Below are 19,828 nucleotides of genomic sequence, written 5' to 3' on the forward strand. Positions count from 1 at the left end.
CGCAAATTACGGGCAATGTGCATGCTTAGGCCGCTTTGGATTTCTGCCGGGAACAATTGGTATCGATAACCCCGCCCCCTTCCAAAAAGCTCTTGAGACTGGAAAGGATGAGCGGCCAGCCGCCGGAAACGCCCTGGATAAGCTTGGATTCGGCCTTGTTGATGCTGTGCGTCACCGTCAGTTTAACGGCTTCGATAACCTGCTCGATCTCGAAACGACATTCGGAAAAGCCTTCTTCCTGAAATTCCGGCTTAAACTGGTTTTGCCAGGAAAGCACCAGCCGTGAAAAGGGCTTTGCCTCCAGCACCTTGCCTGCATCCGCCACCATGCCGTCGGGGAAGGTCAATTGCCAGGCGGAGCCTTCTTTCCAATCGGTGTTGATGGAACAGCCCGACCAATATTGCTTCATGAATTCCGGCGTGGTCAGTGCCTCCCACAGCTTTTCGGGCGTGGTTTTGATGTAGGTCGTGTAGATAAAGCTGGAATCAGCCATCGCGTTTCTCCTCTAATGCATGTTTCAAATTATCAAGCGCGGCAAGCCGCTCCTTGTCGAATTTGCCGATCCACCGCACGTAAATCTCATGAATCGGCACGGGGTTGAGATAATGAAGCTTCTCGCGCCCCTTCTTCTCGGTCACCACAAGGTTCGCCTCCTCCAGCAGCGCCAGATGCTTGGCCACCGCCTGCCGGCTCATCTCATGCTTCCGACAAAGCTCATTCAAACTCAACCCGCCCTCTTCCCGCAGCCGGTCAAGCAACCCCCGCCGGCTGGAATCCGCAAGCGCCTTGAACACCTTATCGTCATTAGCAACCATGCCACATAATAAGCAACCATTTGGTTGCATGTCAAGACCTAAACTGCCTCTTTTTATAATAGACTAAATTTTAAGCTGGGACTTTTGGAAAAATTACAATAGCTCCCAGGCCATTGTGGATTGCATCTCGGCATTCTGCCTTAAATGCATCGTCAGTATTTTCAGCAAGATATTTAGCAACTTTAAAAAGATCTGGCGTTTTTATAAGAGCAATTTTATCACGCTCAGCACTAATTTTACACTTATTAGTAAAATCCAAAGATCTTTTATTCGGATCAGTCAAACGCTGAGGATTTCCAAATAAAATGCCAAAAGCCTTATCTTCAATTTCATCTCTAGCGAAATCTGCGTTTATGGAATCCATTAATTGACGGAATTTTGTAATATCAATGTCTTTCTCGTTCTTTCCTTCACATTCACCTATGTATCTATACCCCTCTGGTGAAACAATAACTTGGTCTAATTCTAAAACTCCATCATCATAGCCTTCAGCTTTATACCCTAAAATTTTTAATGCTCTAATAACAGCGTCCTCAAGTGACTTTCCTTGCTCAAAAAGCAAGTCCTTTAGTCGCACCTCTTCTGAAAGATTGGCTTTTAAAGCACCGATTGTTTTAGTGCTAATAACTATTAGCTCCTCTTCTTTCTTAATTAAATCAATGATTTCCACCTCTTTGTTACTAACAAAATCACCATCATTAATCCATTGGGGTGGCGGGGTTTTCTCAGTTAACTTATTTAAACCATCAGCTATTTGAACAATACAATCAACTAACTCATGACCAAACTTTAAAGCATCACTCGTCCAGTAATACTCACCCTCTCCCTTCTTATTTTTTTTAACCTCGGTAAAATTTTTATCGTCATAATTTATAAATGGAAGCATTACCAGATTTCCAGCCCCAACTTTAATAAGTGACCCTAGTATTTTATTTTTATCCTTTCCATTAAAAATAATTTGGGCGCTATTTATATTTTCTATATAGAGCTGATACTGCAAATATTCTTTAAATTTTTTATAAAAATCAGCAAATAATGGATTCCCAGAAGGTTGTACATGCTTACCAGTTCCAGAAACTAAAGTTCCAATGTGAATCGGCAAAAAATCATAATTGCTACATAATTCCGTATCGTATGTATTTTGCCCTTTTCTTGGAGAAGACACACGGCTAGCTAAACTATATTTTCTTTCTTTTGACAAAAGGATAAAAACGTTTTGCCCATTGTCTAAATGATCTTTTATTTCTTTCCTTAAATTAGATACTTTCTGCTTATATTTTCGAGATGCATCTACATTATAACAACCTCCATCACTGCTAGTAAAACTAACCCAATCCCCGCTAGGACAAATCGAGTCTGGGTTAATTAACAAAATATCTGCATCCATCAATGATTTCTCAGAGGAGAACTCTATACATTCAGCCTGATCACCGGGAATTTCATAACCAACTGAGAAAATCTTCTTAGCCATAAAGGCAATCCGTTGATTTATAAGCACAAACCCACTTAACATGGCGGAGAGGATGAGATTCGAACTCACGATACGGTTCCCCGTATACACACTTTCCAGGCGTGCGCCTTCAACCACTCGGCCACCTCTCCGCACCGGAAACGCATTTCATGCGAGGCAGACCGATTGCCACACCCCCCGTCAAAAGTCAAGGCGGCACACAAAAAAAGCCCCCGCAGGGCAGAAAACCTGCGGGGGCTTTGGGGTTAGATGCGCTCATCCATCACGCTAGGCTGAGCCGAAAATGGTGGGTTTGCGAGCACCGAAGCGGAGCGTACTTAAGTACGTGAGCATCGGAGCACAGAAAAACCGCCATTTGCAGGCCAGCCTAGTAGTGATGGGGAGTGCATCTAGGCGAGGCTGCTGTTTAGCATCCAGAGCGTCTTTTCATGCCAGTCCAGCCGCTCGGTGGCCAGGTCCGCCGTGGCTTCGTCGCCATGCTCGCTGGCCAGCTCGATGATGTCTTTCAACTGCTTGATCACCACGCCATGCGCCGTGGCCAGATTCTTCAGCATCACGTTGGAATCCTCCGGAACGCTGTTATCCTCGGCAATGGAGCTGAGCTGGCTGAGGGCGCTGAAGCTCGCCGGGGCAAAATAACCGATGCTGCGGATGCGCTCGGCCAGTGCGTCATTGGCTTCCGCCAGGCTGATATACTGTTCCTCGAACATCTTGTGCAGCCCGTAGAAATGCGGCCCGGTCACGTTCCAGTGATAGCCCTGGGTCTTCAGGTAAAGCGCGTAGTTATTGGCCAGCAGCGGGGTGAGCTTTTCGGCCAGGGCTTTGGCATCCTTGTCTTTCAGGGTGCTGCTTACATTGTTGTTGCTGGGCTTGCTGAGGGGAAGGACGGACATATCTAACTCCTATGATTTTCTTTGATTATAGCACCGATTCTTATCCATACAAAGCATATGCAGCATGCAATATGGCCCAAACAGCCCTGCAAGCATGGTATGGCGCTAATATTGCACCGGAACGGGGTCCAGGCTTCGCCATAAATACCATGTCGCAACGCTGCGGTAGGGCTGCCACCGCTTGCTGAGACGCTCCATGGAAGCTGTCCCCGGTTTAGCAGCCGGGCCATAAAGACGCTGTATGGCTTTGATTAAGCCCAAATCCCCGAGCGGAAACACATCCGGATGGTGCAGATGGAACATCAGAAACATCTCCGCCGTCCAGCGGCCGATGCCCGGCAGTTTGGAAAGCTCTTTGATCGCCGGTTCGGCCTCCATGCGCGCAATCTCTTCCGGCACAATGATTTTATCATGAAATGCCTGCGCAATGCCACGCACATACACCACCTTGCGCTCGGAAAGCCCCGCACCGCGCAATACCTCCGGCGCATGCGACAGAATGATGGAGGCCTCCATGCCTGGACACAGCGCATCCAGCCTGCCCCAGATGGCATCGGCGGCCTTCACCGAAATCTGCTGCCCCACCACCGCGCGCACCAGCGTGTGCAGCGCGTTGCTCTTATGCCCCATATGCTCGCCCGCAAACTGTACGATGACGGGTGCGAGTTTCTTGTCCTTGCTGGCGAGAAGCTCGCTGGCTTCGTCCCAATAATGTGGCTTGCTCATGGCGCTTTATTTCATGCTGAAGTTGGTCTACATCAATAGCACAATTTTCTGGAGAGCATCATGGCCAAAGCCGCTGTCAAACCATCCGCGAAGAAAACCACCAAAGCCGCCGCGAAGACCGCAGCCAAACTGGTAACAAAAGCCGAAAAAATCCGCGTGGAAACCGACAGCTTCGGCCCCATCAACGTCCCCGCCAACCACTATTGGGGCGCGCAGACGCAACGCAGCATCCAGAATTTCGACATCGGCGGGCAGACCATGCCCGTGCCGCTCATCCGCGCGCTCGGCATCCTGAAGCTCTCCGCTGCCAAAGCCAACATGGCCATGGGCGTGCTTGAGAAAAAAATCGGCAACGCCATCGTCAATGCAGCGAAAGAAGTCGCCGAAGGCAAGATGGACGGCGAATTTCCGCTGGTGGTCTGGCAGACCGGCTCCGGCACGCAAACCAACATGAATGCCAACGAGGTCATCAGCAACCGCGCCATCGAGCTGCTCGGCGGCGAGATGGGCAGCAAAAAACCCGTCCACCCCAACGACCATGTGAACATGGGCCAGTCGTCGAATGACTCATTCCCCACCGCCATGCACATCGCCACGGTGATGGAAATTCACCACCGCCTGCTGCCCGCGCTGAAACACCTGCACGATGCGCTGGCGAAAAAGGAAAAGCAGTTCGCCAAGATCATCAAGATCGGCCGCACCCATTTGCAGGATGCCACACCTCTGACGCTCGGGCAGGAATTCTCCGGCTACGTTACGCAAATGGCGCTGGGTATTGACCGCGTGAAGGCCGCCCTGCCGCGCCTCTATCCGCTGGCCCAGGGTGGCACGGCGGTCGGCACCGGCATCAACAGCAAAAAAGGATTTGATGTTGCCTTCGCCAAGGAAGTCGCCGCCAACACCAAGCTTCCCTTCGTCACCGCCAAAAACAAGTTCGAGGCCCTCGCCTCCCACGATGCGATGGTGGAAATCAGCGGCGTGCTCAACACCCTTGCCGCCAGCCTCATGAAAATCGCCAACGACATCCGCCTGCTCGGCAGCGGCCCGCGTTGCGGCTTCGGCGAAATCAAGCTGCCGGAGAATGAACCCGGCTCCTCCATCATGCCCGGCAAGGTAAACCCCACCCAGAGCGAAGCCATGACCATGCTTTGCGCCCAGGTGATAGGCAACCACGTGGCCGTCACCATCGGCGGCAGCAACGGCCATTTTGAGCTCAACGTCTTCAAGCCGGTTATCATCCACAACGTGCTGCAATCCATCCGCCTCATCGCCGATGGCTGCCGCAGCTTCACCGACAATTGCGTGGTCGGCATTGAGGCCGATGTGGTGCGCATCACCAAGCTGATGAACGAATCCCTCATGCTGGTGACCGCCCTCAACCCGCATATCGGCTACGACAATGCCGCCAAGATCGCCAAAAAGGCCCATAAGGAAAACAAAACGCTGAAACAGGCCGCGCTGGAATTAAAACTGCTCACCGAAAAGCAGTTCGACGAATGGGTGAAGCCGGACGGAATGATCGCACCGAAGTGACAGGTTGCTTAGTGAGGCGCAGCCGAACTTAGCCAACCTGTCATCCTCGGGCGCGCGCAGCGCGAACCGGGGATCCATCTATCCTCCTCCCGCAAGTCCCTATAACTTCCCCACCCAGCACGCATCCACTATGGATCCCCGGTTCGCGCTGCGCGGCCCCGAGGGTGACACATGTATACAATATAACAAATATCCGTCATTCTCGGGCATGCATCGCATGAGCCGGGAATCCACAACACCCCTCACCTCCCTATGGATTCTCGGTTCGCTACGCGCCCGAGAATGACGGAAATCATGCGATGATATCGTCATATAAATCCCGCCATGCAGGATTATGCTTCTCGACCAGCTCAATCTTCCATGCACGAAGAAATTGTTTCAGCTTCTTCTCACGCACGATCGCATCATCAATGCCATCATATGCTTCATAATACACCAGCGTCTTCACACCATAACGCTTGGTAAATCCGTCAAACATGCCTTCCCTATGCTGCCATACCCGGGAAACGAGATCCGAAGTTACCCCGATATAAAAGGGTTCCATGCTTTCGGCTGGCCATAATGTAAACATAACCGGCCTTTTGCATGACAGTTACCTCGGCAACCCCGCCCGCACCTCTTCCCGCTTCTCCGTCGGCAACGGAATCAACCCCTTCTCCACCATATACCCATCCACCGGGTCCAGCGCGCGTTCGCTGGTCAGCTCCTGCATAAACTCTTTCATGCCGGGAATCAGCGTCAGGTGTTCACCTTTCGCATAGGTATAGATGATGCGTGACATGGCATATTGGCCGGAAGCGATCGTCTCCGCGCTCGGCTCCACGCCATTGATACGGCTGCCCTGCACAAAACCCTGGTTCTCTTCCAGAAAGCTGTAGCCGAAAATCCCAAGCCCATCCGGGTTGGCATTCAGCTTCTGGATGATGAGGTTGTCATTCTCCCCCGTCACCAGATAGGCCTCATCTTCACGAATCATCCCGCAGGCCGCCTTGCGGTTCTTCTTATCCGGATATTCCTTCTCGAATTCGGAAAATTCCTCGCACCCCTTATGCATCACCAGTTCCACAAACGCATCCCGCGTGCCGGAAGTAGTCGATGGTCCATAGACCTCAATCGGCGCATCCGGCAGGCTGGCATCCACCTCCTTCCAGCGACGGTAGGGGTTATTCACCAGCTTGCCATTCACCGGCACCTTGGCCGCCAGTGCCAGGAACATCTGCTTTTGCGAAAGGTTGTAATGCGCCGCGCCGCGTTTATTGGCCAGCACAATGCCGTCATAACCGAGCGGCAGCTCAATAATCCGGTTCACACCGTGTTTTTTACAATTTTCGCGTTCGCCCTCGGTAATAGGGCGCGATGCATTGGCAAAATCCGGGTAATCCTGCCCGATGCCTTCACAAAAAAACTTAAACCCGCCCCCCGTGCCGGTGGATTCCACAATCGGGTTTTTATACCGCGTAATGCGGCTGAATTCCTCGCTCGCCATGGCCGCGAAGGGAAACACGGTGGATGACCCCGCCATGCGGACATAATCACGTGCAAGGGCCGGGCTGGCCAAACAGGTAACAACAAGGGAAAGTGTCAGGGCTTTACGCATACATATCCTTCCAGTCGGCCACCTTTTAGCTTGTTTTGGCCCTGCCGTCACCCCTTGCCATGCCATAATGGGGCGCATGGCCTGCCTGCCCGGTTTGCAGGGCTTGCCGCATAATGGCCGATAATTTAGTTGATTTAGGCAGGCGGCTGCGTAACTTCACGCCACACAGTCGAATACGGGTCCCACCATGAAACAAGACGAATTCCTCGCCGAGCTGGAAGCCTCAAAGGCCATTCTGCATGGTCATTTCATTCTTTCCTCCGGCCGCCGCAGCGCCACCTATCTGCAATGCGCGCGCCTGCTGATGCACCCGGCGCGCGCCGAACGCTGCGCCAAGGGCATCGCCAAACTGGTGCAGGAACGCCTCGGCAAGGTGGATGCCGTCGTCGCCCCCGCCATGGGCGGCATCATCATCGGCTACGAGGTGGCCCGCGCCCTTGGCGTGCCCTCCCTCTTCTGCGAGCGTGTGGAAGGCACCTTCCAGATCCGCCGCGGGTTCGAGATTCCCCTCGGCGCGAAAGTGCTGATCGTGGAAGACGTGGTCACCACCGGCAAATCCTCCCGCGAGGCCATCGAATGCGTTGAGAAATTCGGCGGCGAGGTCATCGGCGAGGCCTGCCTCATCGACCGCAGCGGCGGCAACCCCGGCCTGCCCGTGCCGCTCATTTCCATCATGGAAATCGACATCCCGACCTACAGCCCCGATGACCTTCCGCCCGAGCTGACCAACATCCCCGCCGTGAAACCCGGCAGCCGGGGCCTGGCGTAATATGAAAAAAGGGCGCATCTTTTCCGGCATCCAGCCGACCGGCCACATGCATCTGGGCAACTACCTGGGCGCCATCCGCCATTGGGCGGACATGCAGCATGATTACGAGGCCATCCACGGCATCATGGACCTGCACGCCATCACCGTGCCGCAAAATCCGGACGACCTCCGTGCCGCCACCTACGAGACCTGCGCCGCCATCATGGCCGCAGGCGTGGACCCGGCAAAAGCCATCATCGTGGCGCAAAGCACGGTCACCGCGCATAGCGAGCTGGCCTGGATCCTCGGCTGCCACACGCCGCTCGGCTGGCTCAACCGCATGACCCAGTTCAAGGACAAGGCGGGCAAGGACAAAGAGAAAGCTGGGCTCGGCCTCTATGGCTACCCCGTGCTGATGGCCGCCGACATCCTCACCTACCACGGCACCCATGTTCCCGTGGGTGAAGACCAGAAACAGCACCTGGAACTCGCGCGCGATATTGCCGGCGCCTTCAACCGTGCCTGCAATCAGGAATTCTTCCCCCTACCCGAGCCCGTCATCCAGGGCGAGGCCACCCGCGTCATGAGCCTGCGCGACGGAAAGAAGAAAATGAGCAAATCCGACCCGTCCGACTATTCGCGCATCAACCTCACCGACACCGCGGACGAAATCGCGCAGAAATTCAAAAAAGCCACCAGCGATTCCCACCCCACCATCACCTACGATGAGGAAAACCGCCCGGAAGTCGCCAACCTCATCACCATCTACGCCGCCCTTTCCGGCAAAACGAGTGAACAGGTCGTGGCGGAATTCGACGGCCAGGGCTTCGCCAATTTCAAAAAATCCCTCGCCGATCTGGCCGTGGAGAAACTCTCCCCCATCACGCAGAGAATGCGCGATTACATGGCGGACAAGAGCTACCTCGACAGTGTGCTGAAAAGTGGCGCCGAAAAGGCCGACGCCATCGCGCAGCCCATCCTGCGTAAAACCAAAGAACTTACCGGCTTCTGGGTAAAGTAAAATGAGCAAACGCCCCTCCATCTCCATCGTCGTTCCCCTCTATAACGAGGAAGAAAACGTCCCCCACCTCATCCGCGCCGTGAGCGATGCCCTGAAGGGTCACAGCTATGAACTGGTGCTGGTGGATGACGGCTCGTCGGACACCACCATCCATTCCGTGGAAAAATCCGCCGACAAACAGACCGTGCTGGTGAAGCTCGCCACCAATTTCGGCCAGACATCCGCCATCGCCGCCGGCATCGACAATGCCCATGGCGACTATATCGCCACGCTGGATGGCGACCTTCAGAACGACCCCGCCGACATTCCCGCCATGCTGGAAAAGCTGAAAAGCGAGAAGCTCGACGTGGTCATGGGCATCCGCCAGAAGCGGCAGGACGGCATGTTCCTCCGCAAAATCCCGAGCAAGCTTGCCAACAAGCTCATCCGCCGCATGACGGGCGTTCAGGCCAGCGACTATGGCTGCACGCTGAAGATCTTCCGCCGTCAGATCGCCAAGCAGCTGGACCTTTATGGCGAACTCCACCGCTTCATCCCCATCCTCAGCGTCATCAAGGGCGCCAAGATCGCCGAAATGCCGGTGCGTCACCATGCACGCCGTTTCGGCACCTCCAAATACGGCCTCAATCGCACGCTGAAAGTGATGAGCGATTTGCTGCTCATGCTGTTTTTCATGCGTTACCGCCAGCGCCCCATGCACCTGTTCGGCTCCATCGGCATCGGCATGTTCGGCCTGGGCGGGCTGATCGCCTTCTACCTGTTTCTGGAAAAGCTCTTCGGCCATGACATCGGCCAGCGCCCCATTTTCTATGTCGGCATTCTGCTGCTGATCATGTCGGTGCAGTTCGTCACCGCCGGCTTCCTGGCGGAACTCATCATGCGCACCTATTTCGAATCCCAGCAGAAAAAGCCCTACATCATCGCCCATATCGAGCATTTCGGTGACGCTCCCGCCGCGGATTAAGCTAGTGCTGAAACTCTGCGGGGCGGCTTTATTGCTCGCCCTGGTGCTGCATCAGGTCCCGCTGGATACGATTACAGACAAACTGAAACAGGCCAACTGGCCCTGGCTGATCGCCGTATGGCTCCTCATCCACCTCGCCCAACTAACCAGTGCCCGCCGCATGCAGGTCTATGCCGCAAGCCAGCGGGTCTCCCTTGGCAGGCCTGCCGCCATCGGCCTTTATTATAAGGGCATGCTCTATAACCTCGCCCTCCCCGGGGGCATCGGCGGTGATGCCTACAAGGCCTTCATGCTGAAGCAACGCTACGGCATCCCCCTCATCACTGCGGGCCGTCTGATGCTGGCCGAGCGCGCCAACGGCCTCTGGCTGTTGCTGCTTATCACCGCCATGCTGCTGCCCTCCCTGCATATCTCGGGTATTGGTTCCACCTGGTGCTGGATGGCGGCTTTCCTGCTCTGTTTCAGCGCCACCAGCGTTTATTGGAGTATCGGTCGTCGCCTCACGGGCGAACTTCCTGAAACCTGCATCGCCGCGGGCTGGTGGTCCTTCTGGTCGCAACTGTCCGTCTTGGCTTCCGTCGCCGCCATGCTGCTGGCCATGCAGGTACCCCTGCATGAATGGAGCGCCTATGGCGTGCTCTTCATGGCCGCCGCCGTAGCGGGCATCCTCCCCATCAGCGTCGCCGGCGTCGGCGTGCGGGAGGCCGTCTATGCCCTCGCCGCGCCTTATCTGCTGCTGGATGCCGCTACGGGCGTGGCCCTCTCCCTTGCCTGGTTCGGCATCTACGTCCTTGCCGCATTGGTTGCATTGCTAATGCCATCAAGCATGGACTCGGCTACGGAATAATTAATTCCGCAAGGATTTATTAAGTCTTTCCAGCGATAGTATCGCCGTTAGCGGTGACATGTGGCGCAAAAGGCTTCAGGTTGAGCGCTATCGCCGGAGAAAAACATGCCTCAATACGCAGGACACATTACCAGCAAGGGCCTCGGCGCGGTTCAATTGCTGATCGTCGAGGATCAGGAAGCGCTTTGCACCCTGCTGGAACGCGCCCTGCGCCGTCTCGGTTTCGAACAAATCACCATCGCCAACGACGCCTACCACGCGATGGAAGCCATCCGCAAAAAAATACCCGACCTTATTCTGACCGACTGGATGCTCGGCCATGGCGACGGCATCTCGCTCACCAAGGCCATCCGCGCCAGCACGGACGCCATGCTCTCCACTGTTCCCATCATCATGATTTCCGGCCGCAACACGGTGGAGGATATTCAGCATGCCCGCGATGCCGGCATTACCGAATTCGTCGCCAAACCCTTCAGCCTCCAGGATATCTGCGATCGCATCGTGGCCGTGGTGGAAAAACCGCGCATGTTCGTGGTGGCCCCGCAATTTATCGGCCCCGACCGCCGCCGCACCAAGGGCAAACAGGTAAAAAGCGAACGCCGCACACGCCCCTCTCCCATCACTGACGCCAAGGCGGGCAGCTGACCATGACCCCGCCTGATGACGATGTAAGGTTCATTCCGCCAGACTATAAACTGAAGAAAAAAATCGGCATCGAGCTGAAATATATCTTCACCCCCGCCCGCATCCGCGCCGCGCAAATGGTGTTTGACGAAGGCCGCCACAGCCTTCACCTGGATTGCGTCGCCCATGTGCAGCGCATTCGCGATCTGGTGGAGAAACAACCGCACGACACCCAGCGCAACATCGACGAAATCATGGGCCTGGCGCTCAACACCCGCTGCACGTCCGATATGGCGGGCTTCCCCATTGCGCGCGATCTGGCGCAGATTCTGTTTCTCTTCAGCAAAAGCATCCGCAAGCTGGACCGCGAGGCCTGCGCCATCATCGATAACCTCTGCAGCTCCATCCACGCCGTTTACGCCGAGAACCGCACCAGCCCGAGCGACCATCTCAGCATCATGGTGACCCAGCAGTTCGAAAACGCCATCCGCCATTATTTTTCGCATCACGCAAAGGCCAGCAGTTAAGCCATTTGAAAGGCATGCCATGCCGAAAGAACCCACCTACGAACTTGATACGATGTTTGAAACGATCCTTCAGGACGTGGCAGACACACATGCCATGCAAACCCTGGAAGAGCCTATTCGCCCCAGCGTACTTGATAACCCCGATCTCCAGGGCACGCTGTACAGCCCCATCATCCGAAACTCATTCGACAGCCATCAATACCACATCACCAGCGTGGCCTGCCCCGCCCATTATCATGGACGCAGCTTTTATAACGGCAGAAGCGAAACGTTCTTGCTGGAAGTGATCGGCATCCCCTTCACGCAGAAAGACGTGCAAAACAGCATGAGCGCATTAAAACATGGAATGGCTAAATTAATGCCGCCCGAAGCCGTTCAGCTCTTTACAGATCACTCCATCCGCCAGGGCTTGAGCAAGAAAGACGCCGATTACGAAGCCTACACCGAATCCTACATGTTCGCCTGCCGCAGTGCCATTCGCGACATAGAACGCCCCATTCCCATCACCCGTGACACGATGTTTCAGCTTCGCAGCCTTGCTAAAGAAAAAAACGGCCGTGCGGTACGGGATGCTTTAAACGAGCTGGACACCCGCCCTTATGTGGCGAATTTCCCTGAACTCGCCATCACCATGATTGCCTATGGAACCGCGCATCGACGTTTCATTGCCGAATTACTAAAACACACCGAACAATCCAACCTGCGCGAAGACCAGAAAGCAAACATCGCGGATTTCTTCAGCGGAGAGAATGGCAGTAACGAGCGTATCGACTTCAACCTGCGCCTGGATAATCTTTTTACCATCATTATCCCGCTTATCTGTGCCGAATACGCCTCCCCTACCATTCAGGAAATGGACCCGGCCAAACGGATGCGCTGCGCCATCCAGCTGGCAATGGTCGAAATTAATGAACTGGACCTGTTTGATACCATCACGCACCAGGCTGCCCATCCCCAGCTTGCAGAAGCATTGGCCAGGAATCCGGTTCCGGAAGACGCCTATTTCCCTGTCAAAGATAACCCGCCCGATATCCATTTTGTCTGCCCGGCGAAGGCACATATCCAAAAAACCATGGCAGGGGTTAGCGAAACCTGCACCCAACAAGGCCATGAAGGCGAGTGGCTTTCAAATGCGGTGGATTTTGTACGCGAAAACCCCGATCTATTTAGCGATATCACCAGGCACATTGAAACGCGGATTGTAAAAAAACAGGATTACCCTCCCATTCAAATTGATGAACTGGGTCAGTGCCCCGATAACATCCTGACAACCCTCACCAACGTTATTGGCGGCATATTAAGAGGATAGCCCTCTTAAACAGTCTGCCCCGCGCAAAATTATGGACGTCCGGCCACTCTGCCGCTAAATAGCTTCCTCCACGGGCTGCGGAGAGGTGGCAGAGTGGTCGAATGCGGCGGTCTCGAAAACCGTTAGGCGTGTAAGCGTCTCGGGGGTTCGAATCCCCCCCTCTCCGCCATAGGCATACCGGTAATCTTTAGAATCAGGCTAGATACATGAAGAAATTCTGGGATGACCGGTATAGCCAGGACTCCTTCGCCTATGGCACGAGGCCGAATGATTTTCTTGCCGAGACGGCATCCCGCATCCCTCCAAACAGCGATATTCTCAGCATCGGCGAGGGGGAAGGACGAAATGCCGTATTCCTAGCCACCTTGGGTCACCATGTCGTCGCGACAGACCAATCCGACATCGGCATGGCGAAAGCTCACAAGCTGGCCGAGCAATCCGGCTGCGCAATAACCACCATTGCGTCGGATCTTGCAGAGTTTGACTTTGGTGAGCAACGTTACGACGCCATCATATCCATCTTTTGCCACCTGCCCCAGCAACTGAGAAACAAGGTTCATTCCAGCATCAGGAAATCGCTGAGAAAGGGCGGTTTATACATCATTGAATCCTACTCCCCGGATCAGCTGTTGCAAAATACCGGTGGCCCCAAAGACGTTACCTGGCTGGTAACACTGGACGAATTGCAGCAGGAATTTACCGGTTTTAACATAATCCATGCCCAATCACTGGCGCGCGATGTGGTTGAAGGAACTCACCACACCGGGTCGGCCGCGGTCACTCAATTCATTTGCCAGAAGCCGTAGATTCCATCGCCGCAGGGTCTGCACAATTTTTGCACAAACAATCCGGAAACTTTGCACATTGCCGCCATCACGGCTGCACAGGCATATGGAATCATACCGCCATGTTCACCCATGGAGGCTCCTATGCACGCCCAGCCCATCGCCCAGTCCCTGCAAAGCCGGGCGAGCTACAAACTTCTTAGCCTGACAGGCCTTGTCACCGTTGGCGACATGCTTCTCTACAACCATGCCCTTGGCTGGACGCTTGGGCTTTTCGGCCTGCTCATGCTGCTGGCGGTGCACGCGCACAACTGCCACGAGCGCCGTACCCGCATGGGCGATGCCGCCTTTTTCGCCACCGCCGGCCTTGCGCTGGCAATGGTGGAAAGTCCAGGCATCCTGTCGGCCCTGCTATATGGCATCAGCCTGACGGCTTATGCCCTGCTGCCGCAGCTGGGTAGCACGGAAAACACATGGATCACCCTCAAATCCTCCCTTTTCCATCTTCTGACCGGATGGTGGCGCTTTTTCCGCCAGACTCGTCTGTGGCTTTATCTCTACCGGCACATGAAGCGCCGCAACGGCAGGCAGCGTCATTTTGTGCTGCACTGGTTGATGCCTCTCACGCTTACCGCCCTTTTCATGCTGCTTTTTTTCCAGGCCAACCCACTGATTGCCCTAACCATTCGCCAGGTTAATTGGCAGAGTTTAGGGGAATATATTTCCTTCCAGCGCATGGCCTTCTGGTTGGCCATCGCGGCGGTCGGCTGGGCAGTCATCCGTCCCAAGCTGACGCGCATGCCGGTATTCAGGCTCAATTACCTGCTGCACGAAGAGGAAATCGGCTTTCTGAAGACAATCTTCAATCCACGCTCCATCATCACCTCGCTCCTGCTGTTTAACGGTTTGTTCCTGCTGCAGAACATCATGGATATTCTCTTCATCTGGACCGGGTCGGAACTCCCGGAAGGCATCACCCATGCCCAATATGCGCAGCAGGGCGCCTACCCGCTTATCATCACCGCCCTGATGACGGGCGGCTTCACCCTGGCGACCCTGCGTCCCGGCAGCGCAATCGCAGCCATCCCAGCCATCCGCGCGCTGGTTTACGCCTGGGTGGCGCAGAACATCTTCCTCGTCACTTCCGCCGCGCTTCGCCTTTTGAGTTACATCGAGGCCTATTCCCTCACCTATCTGCGCGTGGCCGCACTCCTCTGGATGGTGCTGGTCGGTGTCGGACTGGCGTTGATCGTCCTCGGCAACATGCTGCGCAAAAACAATATCTGGCTCATCAACAGCAACCTCGCCACCCTTTACGGCCTGTTATATATCTGTTGCTTCGTCAATATCGGCGGCATCATGGCAGACTATAACGTGAAACATTGCAGGGAGATTGACGGCAAAGGTGCCTCATTGGACGTAAGTTACCTCTATCATAAGGTAGGGGTGGATGCCCTGCCCGCGCTGCGCTGGTTTGAGCATAATGGCACCAACGCCTTTGTGTTGAACCGCGTAACCGAAACCGATTACCAGCTGGAGTGGGAACTGCGCAGCAGAATGGAAAACTGGAAAAGTTGGACCTACCGCAACCTGCGCCTGCTCCCCACCATCGACAACGACAATGCAGAGTAAAGCGATGAACCTTCCACCACTTAAGCTACCCATCTTCCAGCTTCCCTACATTATCAAACCAATGGATTTCTGCCTGACATTGCTAGGCTGCGTCTTCCTGATCTGCAGCCTAGCAAAATGGGATACACGCGCAGAGCTGTTCACGCACTTTATGCTACAATACGCAGTGGCATCCCTCACCCTTACGCTGCTTTACCCCCTATTACGTGCAGACAAAACCCGCTGCCTTATTGCCGCCTTTCTGTTTCTGGCTTTCAGCATCCCCGTACTGCAAGCCTTCTGGCCTGGCCAGGTCCATCGTGGCGACCGTTATGAGGACATCACGCTGCTGCAGTTCAACGTCAATTACAGCAACCCCAACATGGAAAAACTCGCCGGGTGGATCAATAATTACGCCACCATCGACCGCAACGTAAAATCCACCGTCGAAAAGACTCAGCCCGACATAGTCGTGCTGCAGGAAACAGGAGCGGACCTTATCGCCAAGCTAGAATCCTTGAAACAACAATACCCCTACCACCTGCTTTCGCCGAAAGACGGCGGCGCCTTCGGCTCAGCCATCTACAGCAAACTCCCGATCATCGCCTCCAAACGGCTGCATCTGCCCGACAACGGCTGGAACGAATATTCCACTCTCACGCTTTCCACCCCCACCTACCACATGCATGTTCAACTGACGGAACTGCACGCGGTCAACCCTACCGGTACACGCAAAGCCCGTCAGCGGAACCATGAGCTGGAACAGATCGCCACCATCCTTCTGCAGCAGAACAATATGCATAAGATCCTGGTGGGAGACCTGAACATCTCCCCCTATTCCCCCTGGTTCCGCCGCCTGGAGCGCCAGTCCGGCCTGAGTAACGCCATGCGCGGCGTCAGCCTCATGCCCACCTGGCCGAGCTTCATGCCTTTCTTCATGCGTATCCCGATCGATCAGTTGTTAGTGTCGGCCCCTATCGAAATCCTCTCCCGCACCGTGGAGCACGACATGGATTCTGACCATCTTCCCGTCATCACCCGCCTTCGCGTTTATAAGGCGAATTAACCATGTTCATCGCCCACCTTCCCGCAGGCTACCTGCTCACCCGTCGTATCCAGCGCCAAAGCGGCAACCATTCGGGCGCCTTGCTGGCCACAGGCCTTGCCGCCAGCATTTTTCCCGATATCGATCTGCTCTATTTTTACCTCATTGATCGGGGCCAGACGCTGCACCATCATTACATCACGCATCTGCCCATGGCATGGCTGCTGGCGGGTGGCCTGAGCATACTCAGCAGCTGGATGCTCGGCATGCGGCAGACCACGCTCGTCTGCATCACCATCCTCGCCAATGCCATGCTGCACATGGTGTTGGATTCCGTCGCCGCAGGCATTCTGTGGCTCTATCCCTTTTCCGACATGGAACTTAACTTGGTGCATGTCCCCGCTCGTCACGGCTGGTGGGTATGGAACTTCCTCCTGCACTGGACTTTCCTGCTGGAACTACTGATAATCCTCATCGCCTTTCTGGAATGGAACCGCCATTATGCCCAAACAGATCCTCATCGTGGATGACGACCCGCATATCCGCGAGGTGCTTCAATTCGCGCTCAATAAGGCCGGCTACACCACCGCAACCGCCCTCCATGGCCGGGATGCGCTGGAGAAGCTAAGCAAGCAAGCCTTCGATGCCTTGGTGCTCGACATCACCATGCCGGAAATGGACGGGCTGGAACTCTGCAAGGAACTCCGCAAAACCTCCGAGCTTCCAATCCTGTTCCTCTCCTCCCGCGATGAGGAGATCGACCGTATCATCGGTTTCGAAGTTGGCGGAGATGATTACATTACCAAGCCCTTCAGCCCGCGGGAGCTGGTAGCACGCATCAAGGCCGTGCTTAAGCGCAGCCACGGCACCGCCACGCCCGTCAGCAACGCGCCGCTGCAGAAAGGCGCCCTGAAGCTGGACCATGACCGCTACACCGCCTACTGGCACGGTAAGGAAACCCTCCCCCTCACCGCCACGGAATTCGCCCTGCTGGCCGCGCTGCTGAAACATCCCTCCAAAGTCTTTCAGCGCGATGAACTGATGGACGGCGCCTATGGCGACATCACCGTCAGCGACCGAACCATCGACAGCCACATTCGCCGCATCCGCCAGAAATTCGCCGCCAGCGGTGCGGAAGAAGTCATCGAGACCATGCACGGCATCGGCTATAGGCTCGGCCCGTGCGAGTGAGGTTTCACTCGCTCCCGCGCTGGCAGCTGCGCACCATTTTGCTGCTCGTGCACCTACTGGTGCTGGTGATTCCCATCGGCAGCATCTACACCTTTCGTATTTACGAAAACGAGCTGCTCCGCCAGACGGAATCCGAACTCATTGCCCAGGGGGCCTACGTCGCCTCTATTTACAAACACACGCTGCTGAACAGCCTTCCACCCGACCAGTTATATGGCACGCGCCTGACCGACCTGCCTCCCAGGGCCGATGAGAGATACACCCCCATCCAGCCCGCACTGAGCTTTGCCACCACACACATCCATCCCCCGCGGGCAGAAGCCAAAGCAGGCCATCCGCCTGCTTCCCCCTATGCATTGAAAGCCGCGGAGACCATCACCCCCATACTGGAAGAAGCCCTGCTCACCACCCTGGCCGGATTGCGCGTGACGGACGAACACGGCACCATCCTCATCGGCCATGATGAAACGGGCCTTTCCATCGCGGATGTCCCCGAAACCGCCGAGGCCATGAAAGGCCGCTATGCCGCCTCCATCCGCCAGCGTATCTCCGATCAGCCCGATCCTTCCGTCACCTCTATCAGCCGTGCGGCGGGCATCCGCGTGTTCGTCGCCATCCCGGTGATGGATGGCGATCATCTTCTGGGCACGGTGCTGCTTTCACGTTCACCCCGCAACCTCGTCAAGGCACTGTATGACAATCGTCTGATGGTCGCCGTCGCGGGCGGCATGATCCTCGGTATCACCATCCTGCTGGCGTTGCTCACCTCCCATTTCATCAGCCGACCCATCCATGCCCTGATGGAACAGACGCGCCGTGTGGCCGCGGGGGAAAAACATATCCCACCCATCGCCTCCCCGGCCACGCAGGAATTCGCCATGCTCTCCCAGCAGATCTCCGTGATGGCCGATACCATCGCCAGCCGGTCGGACTATATCCGCAATTTCGCCATGCATGTCTCACACGAGTTTAAAACGCCGCTCACTGCCATCCAGGGTGCCATCGAGCTGATCCAGGAACATGGCAACACCATGCCAAAAGCGCAGTTCCGCAAATTCCTCGCCAACATTGTAAAAGATACGGATCGGCTGAAAATACTGGTCACCCGCCTGCTGGAACTCGCCCGTGCCGATGTGATGGAAACCACCGAAGGAAATGCCTGTCTGCAAACCGTCATCACCGGTCTTCAAAGCGATTCCCAGGACAAGGGTATCGCCCTCACTCTTTCGGGCGATACGGAACTGACCCTTCCCATGCCCGGCGACATCGCCCGCAGCATTTTCGGCAGCCTGATCGACAACAGCATCCAGCATGGCGCCCGCACCATGACCGTCACCGCCAAGCGGGAGGTCAGCGGCTACAGCCTGCGTTTTCAGGATGACGGCAAGGGCATCTCCGCCACCAATGCTGGCAAATTATTCACCCCATTCTTCACCACGCGGCGCGAGCATGGCGGCACGGGGCTCGGGCTGGTCATCATCCGCGCCATGCTGAACGCCCACCATGCCGACATCCGTTTGGACGCCGCCGATAAAGGCGCCTGTTTTACGATCTACAGCAGCGACGTGGCCTGAATCCTCGGCTTCTCTGCATCCTTCAGCCTTTCGGACAATTCCTTATCATCCATGCCCATCATATCCCGCATGGTCAGCAGCAGGGCTTCCATCCGTTCCTTGATGTGGTTGGTGTTGGATGGAATCGCGGCCACATATTCGGCGATGTAGCTATAGATCTCGTCCACATTCTTGGCCGGCTCTTTCTCAAAATGGTCGATCACCTTGTCCAGAATCTCTTTTTCGTCTTTCGGAGCCGTATCTCGCACCAGCTTCATGACTTTCATGAGTTTTTTGACTTCGACCTGCTCCTGGATGAAGCGCTCGATGCCCACCTCGAGCATCCGCTGCTTCATGATTTCGCCCTGCTTTTCCTGCCAGGCTTTTTTCTGGAGGATCGGCGCGTTGGTCTTGGCGATCAGCTCTTCCATGCGGCTGGCGAAATCCATCGCCTGGTCCAGCGTTTCCTTGTTGCGCTTGGCGCTTTGGCCAAGCCCCATTGCATTATCGCCCTGAATGGACATACCCGCCATAAAAAAGCCCCTCCTGTCATGACAGAAGGGGCTAT

21 protein-coding genes, 2 tRNA genes and 1 pseudogene are annotated in these 19,828 nt (G+C 55.4%); 15 read left to right on the forward strand and 9 right to left on the reverse strand.

The window, feature by feature from the left end; genetic code table 11:
- Positions 1-25: 25 nt before the first annotated feature.
- The 6 genes from GC177_03735 to GC177_03760 all read right to left on the reverse strand — a co-directional run bounded on the left by GC177_03735 (position 26) and on the right by GC177_03760 (position 3,905).
- Positions 26-493, reverse strand: a complete 468-nt coding sequence (locus tag GC177_03735; protein MBI1275065.1) for an ATPase — start codon at positions 491-493, stop codon at positions 26-28.
- Positions 486-815 carry a metalloregulator ArsR/SmtB family transcription factor gene (locus tag GC177_03740; GenBank protein ID MBI1275066.1) on the reverse strand — a complete coding sequence of 110 codons (330 nt, stop codon included), beginning with the start codon at positions 813-815 and terminating at the stop codon, positions 486-488. Before GC177_03740 ends, GC177_03735 begins: the two co-directional genes overlap by 8 nt.
- 70 nt (positions 816-885) lie before the next feature.
- On the reverse strand, positions 886-2,355 hold the full coding sequence (locus GC177_03745) for a hypothetical protein (GenBank protein ID MBI1275067.1): 1,470 nt from the start codon (positions 2,353-2,355) through the stop codon (positions 886-888).
- Positions 2,328-2,417, reverse strand: a tRNA-Ser gene (locus tag GC177_03750). The genes GC177_03745 and GC177_03750 overlap by 28 nt, the downstream gene beginning before the upstream one ends.
- A gap of 258 nt (positions 2,418-2,675) precedes the next feature.
- A complete protein-coding gene (locus GC177_03755; GenBank protein MBI1275068.1) occupies positions 2,676-3,179 on the reverse strand; it encodes a DNA starvation/stationary phase protection protein in 504 nt (167 codons plus the stop codon).
- A gap of 105 nt (positions 3,180-3,284) precedes the next feature.
- Complete coding sequence (locus GC177_03760; GenBank protein ID MBI1275069.1) at positions 3,285-3,905, reverse strand: DNA-3-methyladenine glycosylase 2 family protein; 621 nt, start codon at positions 3,903-3,905, stop codon at positions 3,285-3,287.
- Positions 3,906-3,965: 60 nt separating this feature from the next.
- Between GC177_03760 and fumC the strand changes: the two genes are divergently transcribed.
- Positions 3,966-5,438 (forward strand): class II fumarate hydratase, encoded by a 1,473-nt coding sequence (fumC, locus tag GC177_03765; GenBank protein MBI1275070.1) that lies wholly within the window; start codon positions 3,966-3,968, stop codon positions 5,436-5,438.
- A 292-nt stretch (positions 5,439-5,730) separates the two neighbouring features.
- Here fumC and GC177_03770 read toward each other — a convergent pair.
- A pseudogene (locus tag GC177_03770) lies at positions 5,731-6,025 on the reverse strand (GIY-YIG nuclease family protein).
- 5 nt (positions 6,026-6,030) lie between these two features.
- Entirely contained in the window at positions 6,031-7,035 is a 1,005-nt protein-coding gene (locus GC177_03775) for a phosphate ABC transporter substrate-binding protein (GenBank protein ID MBI1275071.1), read from the reverse strand.
- A 187-nt stretch (positions 7,036-7,222) separates the two neighbouring features.
- On the opposite strand from GC177_03775, the gene GC177_03780 reads away from it, so the two are divergent.
- The 14 genes from GC177_03780 to GC177_03845 all read left to right on the forward strand — a co-directional run bounded on the left by GC177_03780 (position 7,223) and on the right by GC177_03845 (position 19,281).
- Positions 7,223-7,804 (forward strand): orotate phosphoribosyltransferase, encoded by a 582-nt coding sequence (locus tag GC177_03780; protein MBI1275072.1) that lies wholly within the window; start codon positions 7,223-7,225, stop codon positions 7,802-7,804.
- 1 nt (position 7,805) lies between these two features.
- Positions 7,806-8,804, forward strand: a complete 999-nt coding sequence (gene trpS / locus GC177_03785) for a tryptophan--tRNA ligase (protein ID MBI1275073.1) — start codon at positions 7,806-7,808, stop codon at positions 8,802-8,804.
- Position 8,805: 1 nt separating this feature from the next.
- Positions 8,806-9,768 carry a glycosyltransferase gene (locus GC177_03790; protein MBI1275074.1) on the forward strand — a complete coding sequence of 321 codons (963 nt, stop codon included), beginning with the start codon at positions 8,806-8,808 and terminating at the stop codon, positions 9,766-9,768.
- Entirely contained in the window at positions 9,692-10,615 is a 924-nt protein-coding gene (locus GC177_03795) for a hypothetical protein (protein MBI1275075.1), read from the forward strand. The genes GC177_03790 and GC177_03795 overlap by 77 nt, the downstream gene beginning before the upstream one ends.
- A 105-nt stretch (positions 10,616-10,720) precedes the next feature.
- The gene (locus GC177_03800; GenBank protein ID MBI1275076.1) at positions 10,721-11,260 is read left to right on the forward strand and encodes a response regulator; all 540 of its coding nucleotides are present in this window, start codon (positions 10,721-10,723) and stop codon (positions 11,258-11,260) included.
- A 2-nt stretch (positions 11,261-11,262) separates the two neighbouring features.
- On the forward strand, positions 11,263-11,766 hold the full coding sequence (locus GC177_03805; GenBank protein ID MBI1275077.1) for a hypothetical protein: 504 nt from the start codon (positions 11,263-11,265) through the stop codon (positions 11,764-11,766).
- Positions 11,767-11,785: 19 nt separating this feature from the next.
- Positions 11,786-13,075 carry a hypothetical protein gene (locus tag GC177_03810; GenBank protein ID MBI1275078.1) on the forward strand — a complete coding sequence of 430 codons (1,290 nt, stop codon included), beginning with the start codon at positions 11,786-11,788 and terminating at the stop codon, positions 13,073-13,075.
- A gap of 79 nt (positions 13,076-13,154) precedes the next feature.
- A tRNA-Ser gene (locus GC177_03815) sits at positions 13,155-13,244 on the forward strand.
- Between the two features lie 37 nt (positions 13,245-13,281).
- Positions 13,282-13,881: a methyltransferase domain-containing protein gene (locus GC177_03820; GenBank protein MBI1275079.1), complete on the forward strand. Its 600-nt coding sequence runs from the start codon at positions 13,282-13,284 to the stop codon at positions 13,879-13,881.
- A gap of 111 nt (positions 13,882-13,992) precedes the next feature.
- The gene (locus GC177_03825; protein MBI1275080.1) at positions 13,993-15,492 is read left to right on the forward strand and encodes a DUF4173 domain-containing protein; all 1,500 of its coding nucleotides are present in this window, start codon (positions 13,993-13,995) and stop codon (positions 15,490-15,492) included.
- The gene (locus tag GC177_03830; protein ID MBI1275081.1) at positions 15,482-16,537 is read left to right on the forward strand and encodes a hypothetical protein; all 1,056 of its coding nucleotides are present in this window, start codon (positions 15,482-15,484) and stop codon (positions 16,535-16,537) included. The genes GC177_03825 and GC177_03830 overlap by 11 nt, the downstream gene beginning before the upstream one ends.
- A gap of 2 nt (positions 16,538-16,539) precedes the next feature.
- A complete protein-coding gene (locus GC177_03835; protein ID MBI1275082.1) occupies positions 16,540-17,046 on the forward strand; it encodes a metal-dependent hydrolase in 507 nt (168 codons plus the stop codon).
- A complete protein-coding gene (locus GC177_03840) occupies positions 17,018-17,707 on the forward strand; it encodes a response regulator (protein ID MBI1275083.1) in 690 nt (229 codons plus the stop codon). Before GC177_03835 ends, GC177_03840 begins: the two co-directional genes overlap by 29 nt.
- Positions 17,698-19,281 carry a HAMP domain-containing protein gene (locus GC177_03845; protein ID MBI1275084.1) on the forward strand — a complete coding sequence of 528 codons (1,584 nt, stop codon included), beginning with the start codon at positions 17,698-17,700 and terminating at the stop codon, positions 19,279-19,281. Before GC177_03840 ends, GC177_03845 begins: the two co-directional genes overlap by 10 nt.
- On the opposite strand, the gene GC177_03850 is transcribed toward GC177_03845, so the two are convergent.
- Positions 19,260-19,793: a hypothetical protein gene (locus tag GC177_03850; protein MBI1275085.1), complete on the reverse strand. Its 534-nt coding sequence runs from the start codon at positions 19,791-19,793 to the stop codon at positions 19,260-19,262. The two genes, GC177_03845 and GC177_03850, sit on opposite strands and share 22 nt — an antisense overlap.
- Between the last annotated feature and the right edge of the window lie 35 nt (positions 19,794-19,828).

The organism is bacterium (genome assembly GCA_016124905.1).
GTDB lineage: Bacteria > Pseudomonadota > Alphaproteobacteria > Rickettsiales > RI-342 > RI-342.